The 13,683-nt window shown below is 47.3% G+C and carries 14 protein-coding genes; 2 read left to right on the top strand and 12 right to left on the bottom strand.

The features are described from left to right. Positions 1-50: 50 nt before the first annotated feature. The 6 genes from AYR61_RS11940 to AYR61_RS11915 all read right to left on the bottom strand — a co-directional run bounded on the left by AYR61_RS11940 (position 51) and on the right by AYR61_RS11915 (position 4,491). Positions 51-821 carry a ribonuclease HII gene (locus AYR61_RS11940; RefSeq protein WP_065903139.1) on the bottom strand — a complete coding sequence of 257 codons (771 nt, stop codon included), beginning with the start codon at positions 819-821 and terminating at the stop codon, positions 51-53. Beyond that, positions 814-1,668, bottom strand: a complete 855-nt coding sequence (gene ylqF / locus AYR61_RS11935; protein ID WP_054709973.1) for a ribosome biogenesis GTPase YlqF — start codon at positions 1,666-1,668, stop codon at positions 814-816. The genes AYR61_RS11940 and ylqF overlap by 8 nt, the downstream gene beginning before the upstream one ends. Before the next feature lie 16 nt (positions 1,669-1,684). Beyond that, a complete protein-coding gene (locus AYR61_RS11930) occupies positions 1,685-1,903 on the bottom strand; it encodes a YozE family protein (protein ID WP_054709977.1) in 219 nt (72 codons plus the stop codon). Between the two features lie 30 nt (positions 1,904-1,933). Then, positions 1,934-2,545, bottom strand: a complete 612-nt coding sequence (locus AYR61_RS11925) for a YpmS family protein (protein WP_065903138.1) — start codon at positions 2,543-2,545, stop codon at positions 1,934-1,936. 12 nt (positions 2,546-2,557) lie between these two features. Further along, positions 2,558-3,466 carry a GDSL-type esterase/lipase family protein gene (locus AYR61_RS11920; RefSeq protein ID WP_065903137.1) on the bottom strand — a complete coding sequence of 303 codons (909 nt, stop codon included), beginning with the start codon at positions 3,464-3,466 and terminating at the stop codon, positions 2,558-2,560. Between the two features lie 185 nt (positions 3,467-3,651). Next, entirely contained in the window at positions 3,652-4,491 is an 840-nt protein-coding gene (locus AYR61_RS11915) for a DegV family protein (protein ID WP_056987961.1), read from the bottom strand. 198 nt (positions 4,492-4,689) lie between these two features. Here AYR61_RS11915 and trhA point away from each other — a divergent pair, with 198 nt between their 5' ends. Beyond that, positions 4,690-5,331 (top strand): PAQR family membrane homeostasis protein TrhA, encoded by a 642-nt coding sequence (gene trhA / locus AYR61_RS11910; RefSeq protein WP_225356543.1) that lies wholly within the window; start codon positions 4,690-4,692, stop codon positions 5,329-5,331. Between the two features lie 262 nt (positions 5,332-5,593). Here the strand turns inward: trhA and AYR61_RS11905 are convergent, their stop codons facing one another. Genes AYR61_RS11905 through AYR61_RS11890 form a run of 4 tightly spaced genes read right to left on the bottom strand, consistent with a single transcriptional unit; the run spans position 5,594 to position 10,215 of the window. Continuing rightward, positions 5,594-6,082, bottom strand: coding sequence for a dihydrofolate reductase (locus AYR61_RS11905; RefSeq protein ID WP_054709988.1), 489 nt, complete (start codon positions 6,080-6,082; stop codon positions 5,594-5,596). Positions 6,083-6,092: 10 nt separating this feature from the next. After that, positions 6,093-7,046: a thymidylate synthase gene (locus AYR61_RS11900; protein WP_065903135.1), complete on the bottom strand. Its 954-nt coding sequence runs from the start codon at positions 7,044-7,046 to the stop codon at positions 6,093-6,095. 38 nt (positions 7,047-7,084) lie between these two features. Then, entirely contained in the window at positions 7,085-8,983 is a 1,899-nt protein-coding gene (locus AYR61_RS11895; RefSeq protein ID WP_065903134.1) for an ABC-F family ATP-binding cassette domain-containing protein, read from the bottom strand. A 23-nt stretch (positions 8,984-9,006) separates the two neighbouring features. Continuing rightward, positions 9,007-10,215: a CCA tRNA nucleotidyltransferase gene (locus AYR61_RS11890; protein WP_054709994.1), complete on the bottom strand. Its 1,209-nt coding sequence runs from the start codon at positions 10,213-10,215 to the stop codon at positions 9,007-9,009. Positions 10,216-10,402: 187 nt separating this feature from the next. On the opposite strand from AYR61_RS11890, the gene AYR61_RS11885 reads away from it, so the two are divergent. Then, positions 10,403-11,290 (top strand): YitT family protein, encoded by an 888-nt coding sequence (locus AYR61_RS11885; RefSeq protein ID WP_054709996.1) that lies wholly within the window; start codon positions 10,403-10,405, stop codon positions 11,288-11,290. Positions 11,291-11,395: 105 nt separating this feature from the next. On the opposite strand, the gene AYR61_RS11880 is transcribed toward AYR61_RS11885, so the two are convergent. Continuing rightward, positions 11,396-12,664, bottom strand: coding sequence for a tetratricopeptide repeat protein (locus tag AYR61_RS11880; RefSeq protein ID WP_056987959.1), 1,269 nt, complete (start codon positions 12,662-12,664; stop codon positions 11,396-11,398). Positions 12,665-13,226: 562 nt separating this feature from the next. Next, entirely contained in the window at positions 13,227-13,502 is a 276-nt protein-coding gene (locus tag AYR61_RS11875; RefSeq protein ID WP_054702092.1) for an HU family DNA-binding protein, read from the bottom strand. Positions 13,503-13,683 lie beyond the last annotated feature (181 nt).

Below are 13,683 nucleotides of genomic sequence, written 5' to 3'. Positions count from 1 at the left end.
ACTCCTTTGTTTGTTCCTAGAAGTAACTACGCAGGATAATCGCAAAATGGTTAAAAAAAGTCTGAAACTGGCGCAAACGTTTTTCGGTGAATGGGTGTTGGGCCTAACTGGGCAAGACCAGCCAGGTGCGCTTTCGTACCGTACCCTGCATTATGGCTAAATTCATAACCGGGGTAACGCTGGTCATAGCTCTGCATCACGTGGTCACGGAAAACTTTGGCCACGATGCTGGCAGCCCCAATACTGATACTCTTGGCATCACCCTTAATGAGCTTGAGTTGTGGAATATCAGTGTCGATGCTCATGGCATCAATGAGTAATTGCTGCGGTTTGACGGTTAAATGATTGACCGCTTCAAGCATTGCGACCCGTGTTGCTTGATAGATATTCAGGTCATCGATCTGCTGAGCTGAAGCCCACCCGATGCCGACACTGACTGCTTCGTTTAAGATCTGCGGGTACAGTTCCTCGCGCTTATGGTCACTGAGTTGTTTGGAATCATTCACACCCAATACGTCAAAATCTGCAGGTAACACAATGGCACAACTGATGACCGGCCCAGCCAACGGTCCGCGGCCAACTTCATCAATACCGGCGATCACTGTGCGCCCTTTATCCCGAGCTTGGTTTTCATAAAAAAAACGCTTCTCAAAAGCGTTTTTTGCGTCGGCTAACTTGGCGAGCCGTTTATGAGTTTGGGCGATCAGCTGTTGAACGCCCTTGCGCGAATCTGCAGCTGCTTCGACAAACAACGGATCCGTTTCAGAAGTAACGGCCATAAATCCTTTTTTATAGTCGGCAATGGAACGTCTATCAGTCATTCCTATCGCCGTCCATTCTGTCTAAGGTATACCGTCCCAACTTAGCCTTTCTGGTATCTTGGATCAGTCGTTCGCTTGCCCGGTCATAGTCATCCTTCATCCCAATTTTCTTGGTGATGGCCAATAGGAGATCAACGTCAGATAAGTCGAGATCTGCATCGGAAAGTTTGTACCGTTCAGGCAGCGCTTCGGGGTAAGTTTCACGGAAAAAGTGCAACGCAAACAAGGCCACGTCATCACTCGCAAACCGCTTATCCTTGATGGCACCGGTCAGAGCAAGCTTCTGCCCCGTTTCTTCATCTTCAAACTTTGGCCATAAAATCCCTGGCGTATCCAGCAAGGACAGTTTTGAAGAGGACCGCAGCCACTGCTGACCCTTTGTCACACCAGGCGTATCGCCGACCTGGGCGACCCGTTTGTTAACAAGGCGGTTCAGCAATGTGGATTTCCCGACGTTCGGAATGCCCACAGTAATCGCGCGAATTGGCCGCTCTTTCAGCCCCTTTTGCTGTTCGGCAGCGAGTTTATCTCCCAAAATAGATTGGGCAATTTTTGTCACTGTTTTGGTTGTGATATTAGCCTTTGAATCCACCGCAATGGCTGGCAGTCCCATTGCCTTGAAATGCGCGATCCAATTTTTGGTCTGAGCGGGATCAGCCAGATCACTCTTGGTCAGGATCATCAAATGCGGTTTGTCTTTGATCAGCCGTTCGATCTCTGGATTTCGTGAGGCGTCCGGAATGCGGGCATCAACGAGTTCAAACACAATGTCGACCACGTGTAGATTTTCTTCCAGTTGACGGATGGCCTTGGCCATGTGGCCAGGAAACCACTGAATTGTTGCCATTGTTACTCTCTCCTCACTATTCCGCTGCCTGGTACATCGTCCAAGCCTCATCAAAAATGGTCATGGACGGTAAGTAAGGCGCATTTTCTTCAAGATATTTTGAAATGCTGTCAAAGTGCGTATCCTGTTTTGGAAACGCCTGGTCTAAGAACGCATTGTTCGCAAACTCAGCCACGGATCCGTGGTCTTCTGGGTTGCGCAGTGTCATGAGATATTGGTAAAAACTTCTTCGCATCAGATCACCCCTTTGTTCTGTTGATGCTGGTTACTTTTTAGGAATTAAGACTTTAAATTCAAACTTGCCGGCACTGCTCATGTCGATCTTCGTTGCCCGGTACTGCACACCCTTTGTTCGAAAGGCATTCAAGTTCAGCGTAATTGTTTTTTGTTTGGTATCTAAAACGACCCATTTTGGCAAGTTATAGGATTTCTTAATGTAACTCATCACTGCCTTAACCGGCACGCTGAGCTGGCCAACCGCAAGTTTCTTTGCTTTCAGCTGAACGTTACCGTTCTTCAGCAACTTCGGCGTCAATGATAACCCAAAGTGCACCGTGATGCCTAATACCTTGGCCTGGCCGGTAACCACTGCATCGTTTTTTACGTGAAACTTATAGTTCATTTGTGAGTCATTCTTATCCTGGAATCGGTCCAGATAATAGTCTGACATCGCGTTTAATTGCTTCTTGTTAAGGCTCACATTGAAACTAGCGGCACTTTTAGCCGTAGTTGCAGTTGGCTGTTTAACGGATGATGCCCCCGTGAACTGGGTCAAAAGGAAGATAAATCCAATAACGATAATGAGCACCAGCCCTAAAAAGCCCCACTTCCACGGATTTCTTGGTTGTTTTTGTTTTGTTTGTGCTGAACGTTGCACCGTATCACCCCACTATTTTGATTGCCACGATTCGTACTTGCCCATCACGCCAGCCAAGGTCTTTGCCATGTACCGATAACCCCGATGATTGGGGTGAAAATGATCTTCGTCAGATAGGTAGTCATTCTTTTCTTTGCTGGTCTGGTTCTGTAACAGACTCTCGACTGACGAGGCCGACACGTATTTACTGTTCGACTTCGTCACTTCTTGTTTTAACTTGGCCTTTGATGCAGCTGATTGGTACTGGCCATAAGTCAGTTGTTTACTGATGCTGACAAAGTGAACATTATCACTTTGTTGTGCCACTGATTTGTTTACAACGTTCCACTGCGCCACCGCATTGGTGATCATCGTGGCATTTGTGAAGTAAACATAGACCGGATTGTATATACCAAACATATAAATGGTTGCATTTGGATTCACGGCACGAATGTCTTTGATCAGGCGTTGAACTTTCTTTCGGTAGGTTTTCTTCACTGGTGTCAGCTTGCTATCTAACTGCTTATTGCTAGATACAAAGATGCTTTTTTCAAGACTCTGCAGTAAGTCATTACCACCCACCGTCAACGTGATCACGTTCGCCTTTTTCAGCGAAGCCCGTTCTTTTTGATTCGTCCGAACGCGTTTATCGATCTGGTCAGACCGTAGCCCGCCAATGCCATAATTGCTTGAACTTAGTTTCACATAGTATGCCTTCTGCAAATCGTTTTTCAAATCCGGTAAATACCCTTTATGGTCGTTGGCGTACCCGATTCCCTGAGTGAGGGAGTCCCCAATTGCGACCAGCTTGACCTGTTTAGTCGCTGGTGTTTTATCCTGCTCAGTTGTGGTCGTCTTGTGCTGCTGAAACAGCCAATAACCGCCAACACCAAGAACGATGATCACGACCACAGCCACAACCCATTTTACTAATCGACGCATTAAAACCAACACTCCTTATTTTTTCACACTTACGGCGCGCATTCGCCGTATTATCTGAAGTCATTTGGCGTTAATGGTACTGAGATTCGCTGAGAATGCCAAGTTGACAAATCCCAATATAAGAAAAAATCAAGAATTCACTTCTGAATTCTCGACTTTATCACACTTTTGTCCATTTGGCTATCTTAATCATAGGAGTAGATCAACGCAAACGCGCCCGGTCCACCATGGGTAGCAATGATTGGCACCGTTTCACGGACCAGAATGTCCACGTTCGGAAACAGTGGTTGGAGCTTGTCCGTCAGACGTTTAACTTCCCCCATCGCGTTTACGTGGGAGATACCGATCGCATTGATCTTCAACCCCTTCATCTGTTCAACGACCTGGTCGAAGTAGCGGTCGATCGGTTTGGCGCCGCGGCCCTTTGTCCGAATGTCCAAATTACCGTCACCGACCTGCAGGACGATCTTAATGTTAAGGAGTGACGAAATTGCGCCAGTGACCCGGCTGATTCGGCCACCCTTCACCAGATTGCTTAAGGTCATGACACCCATAAACAACTTGGTGTGGTTGCGCACCTTGTCGATCACGGCCAGAACGTCTTCTTTGCTGCCGCCCTGCTGTGCCAGCTTCGCCGCTGCGATGACCTGAAGCGCAAGCGCCCGGTCGGTGGTGCCACTGTCAATAACGGTCACGTCAGTCTTACTGATGGTTGCTGCCTGTTCAGCTGTGTGCACTGTGCCGCTGATACCTTCCAGCATGTCCAAACAGACCACAGAACTGCCGTCTGCGCCCAGTTCGTCAAAGACCTTAATAAAGTCCCCCAGCGGTGGTTGACTGGTCTTAGGGAACGTTTTTGAGCTTTCCATCTTATTAATAAATTCTTCGTTCGTAATCGTATGCCGTTCGACATAAACGACATCATCGATCATGACCGTCAATGGCACGATCGTAATGTGGTATTTTTCGACTTCTTCGTCCGTCAGTCCCGCCGAAGAGTCCGTTACTATCTTTACACTTGCCATAATTGGTTATAACCACGCTTTCTTCCCAAAAGGTTGTCATTTCATGCTACAATGTCACGAGTAGCACGAAAACGATTCGCTAATAGTATAGCAGATTTAGCGGGTGTTTTCATAATTTTATTACGGGTGTTTGGTGACCCACCAGCATTTATGGGAGGTCTTTTCTTGCTTCAATCAAACCAGAAACAAAAACGATCAGTGGCGCCGCAGTTTTCACGACGCTATCAAATCATTAATGAAGTTTTAAACTCGGTCACGCACGGCATCGGCGTCGGCCTCAGTATTGCCGGTCTGGTGCTCCTGATCATCAGAGCAGTTCACCTTGGCGGCGCAATGCGCATTACAGCGTATACCGTCTACGGTGCAATTCTGGTGCTGTTTTACCTTGCCTCGACCATGTTCCACAGCCTCTACTTCACTAAGGCGAGCCACGTGTTCCAAATTTTCGACCACTGTGCCATTTATTTACTCATTGCGGGCACTTATACCCCTTACTGCCTAGTCGTCATTAGAGGCACGCTAGGATGGGTTATATTCGGTGTCACTTGGGTCACTGCGGTTCTGGGTATCATCTACAAGAGTCTTTGGCTAGGAAAATTTCAAAAACTGTCCACGATCCTATACGTGGTCATGGGCTGGTTCTGTGTCCTGGGCTTCAAACCACTCTATAACGGCCTGGGGCCCCACGGCTTTCTCTTGTTAGTATTAGGCGGCGTAGCCTTCACGGCGGGCGCAGTCCTTTACAGTTTCAAAAATATAAAATTCGGCCACGTTATTTGGCATTTGTTTGTGTTGCTTGGGACGATTTTGATGTTTTTTTCGGTGTATTTGTATGCGTAGAGAGTGGAGGAAGGCGTTTAAGGGGCAGAATGTAACGGACTCTGGCAGAAAATCCCGATCCTGGATTTTTTGTCAGAGTCCGTTACATGGCCGCCCCTTGCCTTCCGGAACTCGTTTCGGCACGGTGGCCTAGAAAGCCAACTACTAAAAGCTCTTAAATCAATCTTAAAACGAATCTTCAACGATTAAAATCAGCAAAAAATCCTCAAAATTCAGGCTCAAAAAAGGCCGCGCAATCACCCAGACTGCGCGGCCTTTTATTTTACCGTCGTTTAAACGCTTCAAAATAATGCACATAAGGACTTTTCTCATCCACAACCCCAGCTTCGCTAGAAACCAACTCAAACTGTGAATAGTCAATGTCCGGCATGTAGGTATCGACCTTAAACTCATGGTCGATCCGCGTCCGCAATAACTCGTCGACGTAAGGCAAGAGACTTGCAAACACCTTGGCACCGCCACTAATATAGATAGTTTCATCTGGGTGGTGGTCCTCATAAGTCAGCAGGTCGTCGACACTATGCAACACGAGAACGCCCTCCGGATAGGTCTTGTGACGATTGGTCGTCAACACGATATTTTTCCGGTGCGGCAGCGGCTTGCCATAGGACGCAAAAGTGCGGCTGCCAGACACCAGTGTGTTGCCGGTAGTTGTGCGTTTAAAGAAGCGCATATCAGAAGACAAGTGCCAGGGTAAGTTGCCCTTATACCCGATGCCATGGTTGTTGTCTTCGGCCCAAATAAAAATCATTTGCAACCTCCTAAACGGCAACCGGCGCCTTTATGGCTGGCGCTGGATGGTAGTCGGTCACGTGAATGTCCTTCATGTCGTAATCAAAGATCGACGACTTGTCTGGGTTCAACTCAAGTTGTGGTTGAATGTCAGATGGTTTGCGCCTGAGCTGTTCTTTGACTTGATCAATGTGGTTTAAGTAAATATGAGCGTCGCCAAGCGTGTGGACAAAATCGCCAGGTGCCAGACCAACTTCTTTAGCAATCAAGTTTGTCAGTAAGGCGTAACTTGCGATATTAAACGGCACACCAAGAAAAATGTCCGCACTTCGTTGGTAAAGTTGGCAGCTGAGTTTGCCATCAGCCACGTAAAATTGAAACATCGTGTGACACGGTGGTAGCGCCATACTTGGCACATCTTCAGGATTCCACGCGGAAACGATCATGCGCCGTGAATCCGGGTGCGTCCGCAACGTCTCGATCACATCACTAATTTGGTCGATCGTATCGTCCTGCCGTGTCTTCCACGCCCGCCACTGTGAGCCGTAGACGTCGCCAAGGTTGCCATACTGTTCAGCAAAGGCATCGTCGTTGACGATTCGGTCACAAAACGCCGTCATTTGTTCCTTATACTGCGCATTAAAATCAGCATCTACCAGTGAACGGCGCCCCAAGTCAGTCATGTCTGGTCCGGTATAGTCATTTGATTCAATAAAGTTCTTAAAGGCCCACTCGTCCCAGATGTGGTTCTTGTGTTTCAGCAAATACTGAATGTTGGTGTCCCCATGTAAAAACCAGAGGAGTTCACTTTTAATCAAACCAAACGGCACTTTCTTGGTCGTCAGCAACGGAAACCCCTTGCTGAGGTCAAACCGCATTTGGTAACCAAAGGTACTGATAGTTCCCGTTCCCGTTCGGTCAGATTTCCGGTTGCCGTTCTCTAAAACAAATCGTTGTAAGTCTAAATAAGCGTCTTCTAACATTACTGCCAGCTTCCTCTCTACTCCAATATCAATTCTAGCTACTCCGCGTACTGACTCAAATAGTCCCAGCGGGCCATTTTATCGTCCAACGCTTGATCCGTTTCCTCAAAGTCAGATTGTAATGACGCTAATTTATCATAGTTGTCACCATTTTGCGTCATTTGAGACTCCAAATCAGCCTTTTTTGTCTCAAGGGCGTCAATTTCATCTTCAATTGTTGCCCATTCTTGTTGTTCCTTGTAAGTCAGCTTGGTTTTTTCTTTTTTAACAGGTGCTGCTGGCGCGTCAACATCTGACTTGACTGCCTTAGCCTTTTTACTCGTGGTCGACTCAGTCTTAGCTGCTGTTTGCTGGGCCAAATAGTCCGTAAACAGCCCACTATACGATTCGATTTTGGCATTCCCGTCAAAGAATAGCAGCTTATCCGTCACTTTATCCAAGAAATACCGGTCATGGGAAACGGTGATCACCGTGCCATTGAAGTGCTTAACATAGTCTTCCAGCACCGTTAACGTCCCAATATCCAAATCGTTCGTCGGTTCGTCCAGGAATAAAACGTTCGGCTGTTCCATCAAGAGTTTCAGCAGATAGAGTCGCCGTTTTTCACCACCAGAGAGTTTCCGAATCAGTGTGCCGTGCATGAATCGCGGAAAAAGGAACTGCTCCAATAGTTCGGAGACGGAAATTTTATTGCCGGATTTATCGGTTACATTTTGACCAACTTCACTCAAATAGTTGATGATCCGCTTGTCGTCTGGAATTGGCTCAGTCTGTTGGGTATAGTAAGCCATTTTGACCGTTTCGCCAATGATGAGCGTACCGGAATCTAACGGTAGCCGATCCGCCATGACATTCAGGAGCGACGACTTACCAGCCCCGTTTTCACCGGAAATTCCAATGCGGTCACCTGCTTGAACCAGCAGACTAAAATCATTCAGAATGTGGTGGTCGCCCAAGGTCAAGTTGGCATGCTGAAGTTCAATCACCTGCTTGCCAAGCCGAGTCTGCCCAAGGTCAATGGAGACATCGTGTTCAACCGGTGTGGTGCCAAGATTGGCTTCAAGGTCGTTAAATCGGTTGATCCGTGCCTGTTGCTTTGTGGAACGCGCATGAGCGCCAGCTTTCATCCAAGCGAGTTCCTGCTTGTATAACTGCTGCTGTTTATGGTCTTGTGACGCCTCTAATTCGACTCGCTCTGCCTTTTGACCAACGAAATCCTGGTAATTACCGTCGTAGCTGAAAAGTCGGCCAAACGACAACTCCCAGATATGGTTGGCAACCTGATCCAGAAAGTACCGGTCATGAGTAACGACGAGTAAGGCGCCCTTGTAATTGGCTAAGTAATTCTGTAACCAATCAATGGAATCGAAATCCAAATGGTTGGTCGGTTCATCCAGCAGTAAGAGATCCGGTGACCGGATCAGCACCTGGGCCAACCCGACCCGTTTTTGCTGGCCACCGGACATGGTGCCAATTTTTTGTGTCAGATCCGTAATGTGCAGTTGCGTCAAAATCGTTTTGACATCACTTTCAGCTGTCCAGGCATCAGCTTCGTTCATTTGTGCTTCAGCTGCCATGTACTTTTTTTGCAGATCCTCATTTTCCGGATCATTACTGTAGGCTGCGAGGGTGTCTTCGTAGTACCGGATCACCTGAAACACCTTCTGTGAGCCGGAGAAGACAGCATCCATCACCGTTTGGTCAGGATTTAACTCAGGCGTTTGGGTCAGGTAGGCAATACTGTAATCATTTGGCGTAATGATGTCGCCATGGTACTGCGCCAAACCGGCCAGGGTGTTGAGCAGCGATGTTTTACCACTCCCGTTCGTCCCAATCAGACCAATTCGGTCGTGTTCATTAATAATAAAACTAATTTGATCAAACAACGTTTTTTCGCCGTAAGTTCGCGTTAAGTTTTCAGCTCGTAATGTCTGCATGATGTCACGCTTTCTAAATATAGTTATGAATTTGCTAATTGGAGTGCCGCGCCTGTGAGTTTTTCGGCGTCATTCGGCAGTTCACCTGTAGCGACGCGGTACTCTAACGTGTTCAATAATTTACCAAGGATGGGACCCGGCTTAATACCGGCTGCCATCAGGGATTGCCCAGAGACAGCCAGTTCCTTTTTGGACTTAATGGCAAGTCCGCGATACCTGGCGACCAGATCAGTAGCGTCAACGTCGGTCGCACCCATGAGCGTCGCAATCTGGGTTGCGATGGGAATGAGCGCTTCACCTGTTTGGTAGAGCACCCAGTCATCCAGCTTTTCGGCTTGAATCGCCAGTACCATGTCCGTTGCGATCCGGACATCATCGATCAAATGGTTGGCGCTCTTCCAGTGTTTGAGAAACTGGTCGATCTGACGCCCCTGCAACCCAAGCTGCGTGCAGATCAGCGTCCAAACGGCCGTTTCATTGCCAACTGAACCCGTCAAGCGCGTGGTGAGCGCTTGTAAAGCCGGTAATTGCGTTTTAAAATCTGGACAATACTGGTAAAGGCCAGTATCTAAAAATAATTGGAACCCCTTTGCAGGCCAGTTACCCTGCAGCATCTTCACGAATTCAACGTGAATCCGTTCCACCGCAATTTTCTCTAAGAGTGGCCCATGGTGGGTAATGCCTTGAATCGTGGCCGGATCGACATCAAAATCAAGCTGGCTCGCGAATCGGACAGCCCGCATCATACGCAGCGCATCTTCATTAAACCGTTCATCTGCGTTGCCCACGGCACGAATGCGTTTGGTCTTTAAATCATCGAGACCATTAAAGTAGTCCACAATGGTTCCGTTGCTCCGGAGTGCTAAGGCGTTGATCGTGAAATCACGCCGTTTGAGATCCTCCTGCAACGACCGCACAAAGGTCACTGAATCCGGACGGCGATAATCCTGATAGCCGGATTCTGTTCGAAACGTCGTTGTTTCATAGCCCGTTCCGTGATCCAGGATCATCACCGTCCCGTGTTCGATGCCAGTGTCGACCGTGCGCTTAAAAAGCTGTTTGACCTCCTGCGGGTACGCACTTGTCGCAATATCCACATCATGAATCGGCAGCCCCAGCAAGGTGTCGCGTACCGACCCGCCCACAAAATAGGCTTCGTAGCCCGCCGCATCAATGGTATCGATAATCGGCTGGGCTGTGATAAATTCTTCTGGTAATGTCTCAATTCTCATGTCTGATCTACCCTTTCAAAGTCTTCACTATAGTACCATATTTTGCCGGTCGGCCTAAACCTGGAATTGTGATTTTCCAATAACCCAACTCTGAAATTTTGGTGATACAGCTGGCATGGCGCGACTCTAGTCGTTGAGTATGCTATGATGAAAAAGGACTTTCACCATTATTAAGGGGGCGTGCATTATGGTCAATAAACCAGAAGAACGCATTCGACCGCTGGATTTATTAATGATCGCGATTGGATGCGCCGGGTACGCGTTTGCCTTGGTTTACATCAACATTGCCAACCACTTGGCGGATGGCGGAATCAGCGGGATCACGTTGATTTTGCGGGCGTTGTTTAAGATCAACCCCGCCTACTCAACCATCGTCATCAACATTCCACTTATTATCATTGGCTATCGGTTTCTTGGTCGGCGGGCCATTGTTTATACATTATACGGAACAGTAATGCTGTCGCTGTTCCTGTGGATCTGGCAACGGGTGCCATTCGTCCTGCCGCTGCACCACGATTTATTCTTGGCCGGAATGGCAGCCGGTCTGACAGGCGGTGCTGGCAGCGGCTTACTCTACCGTTACGGCGGCACCACCGGCGGCACTGACATTGTCGCACGAATCCTTGAACGGTTCCGTGGCATTCCAATGGGTCAAACCCTGCTGTGGTTAGACGTCATCGTTTTGTGTGCGTCGCTCATTTACATTGACATTCGCCACATGGCGTACACGATTCTGTGTTCCTACGTCTTTTCAAGAATCGTTAATTTCATCCTAAGTGGGACCTATTCGGCCAAAGGCGTGCTAATTGTCAGCAACGCAACTCAGGAAATTACTGATGAAGTCATGACCTCGCTTGGTCGCGGTGTCAGTATCCTGCATGGTGAAGGCGGTTATTCACATAAGGACCGTCCCGTGCTCTACATCGTAGTGAGTCCAGGCGAACTGCATGACCTGCAAATGATCGTTAGCGATTTGGATCAAAACGCGTTTATGACGATTTTTGATGTCAGTGAGGCCATTGGTGAAGGGTTCACCTATCAGCGGCCCAAGCGAACCTGGTTTAAACACTCCTAGTGGGTGTTTTTTATTTTAAGTTTTAATATGTTAAAGTAACTATTTATTCTATTTTTCTATTTAAAAAAAGAACTGCGCCAGTTACACGTAGTTCCTTCTTGTGATTTAGTAGGTATCATCCTGTAATTCTTCCAGCATCAAGGCCATTTCAGAATCATCGGGCACCACCTTCAGATAAGCCTGCAACAGCTTAACTGTTTCCTCACGCTGGCCGGCTTCCCTGAAGAAGTAGACGGCCGGCTTCAAAAAGTCCGCCTGATCCATGAAGTACGGCTCGGCCGCTTGGTAGAACTTCAGTGCCTGATCGTAATTTTCCAATTGGGCGTATGACGTCGCCAGATTCCAGTAGATCTGCGGGTCAAGGTTATCTTCTTGCACGTAGTTTGTTAAGAAGTCAACCGTATCCTGGTAGCGCTCCTGCTTTACGTATAAGTTCGATAATTTAATCACAATATCCAGATCTTCCGCGTCTAGCGCGTTACCTTTTTTCAGATACTGTTCAGTCAGCTGCTCATCGCTCACACGAGCCGCAATATCGGCCGCGTAAGACCATAGTTTTTCATTATACTGGTCAACACCCAGCCCTTCTTGTAACGTCGTTAGCGCCTCATCTAATCGATTTTCGTCAACCAGCGCTTGCCCCAGCGGAATATACAAACTGGTGTATTGTGGGTCACTGTCTTTCAATTCACTCAGCAGTTGAATGGCCATCTTATCATCCTTCAGCTGCAAGTATGTGAATCCGGTTTCAAACTTAACATCTGGTGTCATGTCTCCCGAATGAACTTGTTTTAAATACCCGATTGCTTGTTCAAACCGTCCGGCATTGGCGTAAGCTACCCCGATCCGTTCAACCAAATTGACTGAGCTGAACTCTGGGACCCCCTGCTTGATCAAATCAAGATAGAGCGGAATCGCCTTAGTAAATTCACGCATCGTAAAGTACAGCTCTGCCAACGCAAAAATAATCGCCGGTTCCTCAGGTGCTAACGCTTGCGCCTGCAAGAGTTTTTGCTCACTGACTTCAAATAATTCTTGTGTCTGATACAAGTCAGCTGCGACCATCAGCGACCGCACATAGGCCTCGGAGTCTTCGCTGACCTGGTTAAGGTAATCCAATGCTTCATCGTTTTTGTCCTCATCGATCGCAATATCGGCTAAATTGACCCGAATATCGTCTTCTTCTGGGTACCGTTCCAATAATTTTTCATAGATCCGCCGAGATTGATTCAAAAATCCGAGCGTATAAAGTTCTTCTGCTAAATTATAAAGTGTGTCATCGTCATCGTGGCGTAACGCGCTGGCATAAGCCTTCTTAAATTTATCTAACTGACCACGATCCAGTTGATCTAACGCTTCTTCTGAGTAGCTCATGGGCCGCCTCCATTATTGAATTCCATAACTACTAACATAGCATAAGATGGGCAGGTTGGGCAAATTTGACGCTTTGGGTGGTGGGTTTTTGTTGTTTGTTTTTTTTAAGTTAAAATAACTTTTTATTATTTTCCTTGTTTTGTTGAGCCATTATTAATTTATTGGGCATAGGGCTTTTTCAACGAAGCTACGCATATGGTACTTTTTTCAGTTGTTTCAGCGTCTACCTAGCACCATATTCGGGAATGCTATCTTTAAATAAAGAAGACCTGACGTACATTCTGCTCCCCCTTGTGCTCCACCTTAGGGGCGCCCTTCTTCCGCACCATGTCGTTGATTCTTACACCAAAAAAAGCCCCGTTTTACATTCCGCTCCCCTCTCCTCAAGCCTAATCAGGCTACGCGGGGCAAGGAGGCTGCGCGTAAGGATCCATGACACAAAGCCAAAGACCAGGCTTTATGTCATGGATGCCTTACGCTCCGCTCCTTAACCGCCCCGTTCCGCACCATACAAAAAGGCCAACCCAATTTCTCAGGTTGGCCCACTGTTTAATAAAATGAATTATTTAACAGCATCCTTCAAAGCTTTACCAGGCTTGAATGCTGGTACTTTGCTTGCAGGAATTTGGATTTCATCGCCCGTTTGTGGGTTGCGACCCTTACGAGCTGCCCGTTCGCGAACTTCGAAGTTACCAAAGCCGATTAATTGTACCTTCTCGCCCTTAGCCAAAGTTGCTTGAACTGAATCAAATACTGCATCAACTGCAGCAGTTGCGTCCTTCTTAGTTAAACCGGTTGCTGCTGCAACATCGTTAACAAGTTGTGCTTTGTTTGCCATGAATGATTCACCTCCTCGGATGAATTATGATGAGTACAAATTTATCTCATCTAGTTGATCTCAGAATTTGAAATCAGCTATTGAAATAATAACGGCTCTCCGTATCATTTCTGTTTCTAAGATAGCACAGAAAGCCTTTCACAGCAAGGCTTTTTAACGTTTTTGAGTGAATTTCATCGAC

This window comes from Secundilactobacillus paracollinoides (genome assembly GCF_001702155.1).
Taxonomy (GTDB): Bacteria; Bacillota; Bacilli; order Lactobacillales; family Lactobacillaceae; genus Secundilactobacillus; species Secundilactobacillus paracollinoides.
The sequence above is the reverse complement of the archived record's forward strand: the minus strand, read 5'-3'. Positions and strand labels throughout refer to the sequence as shown.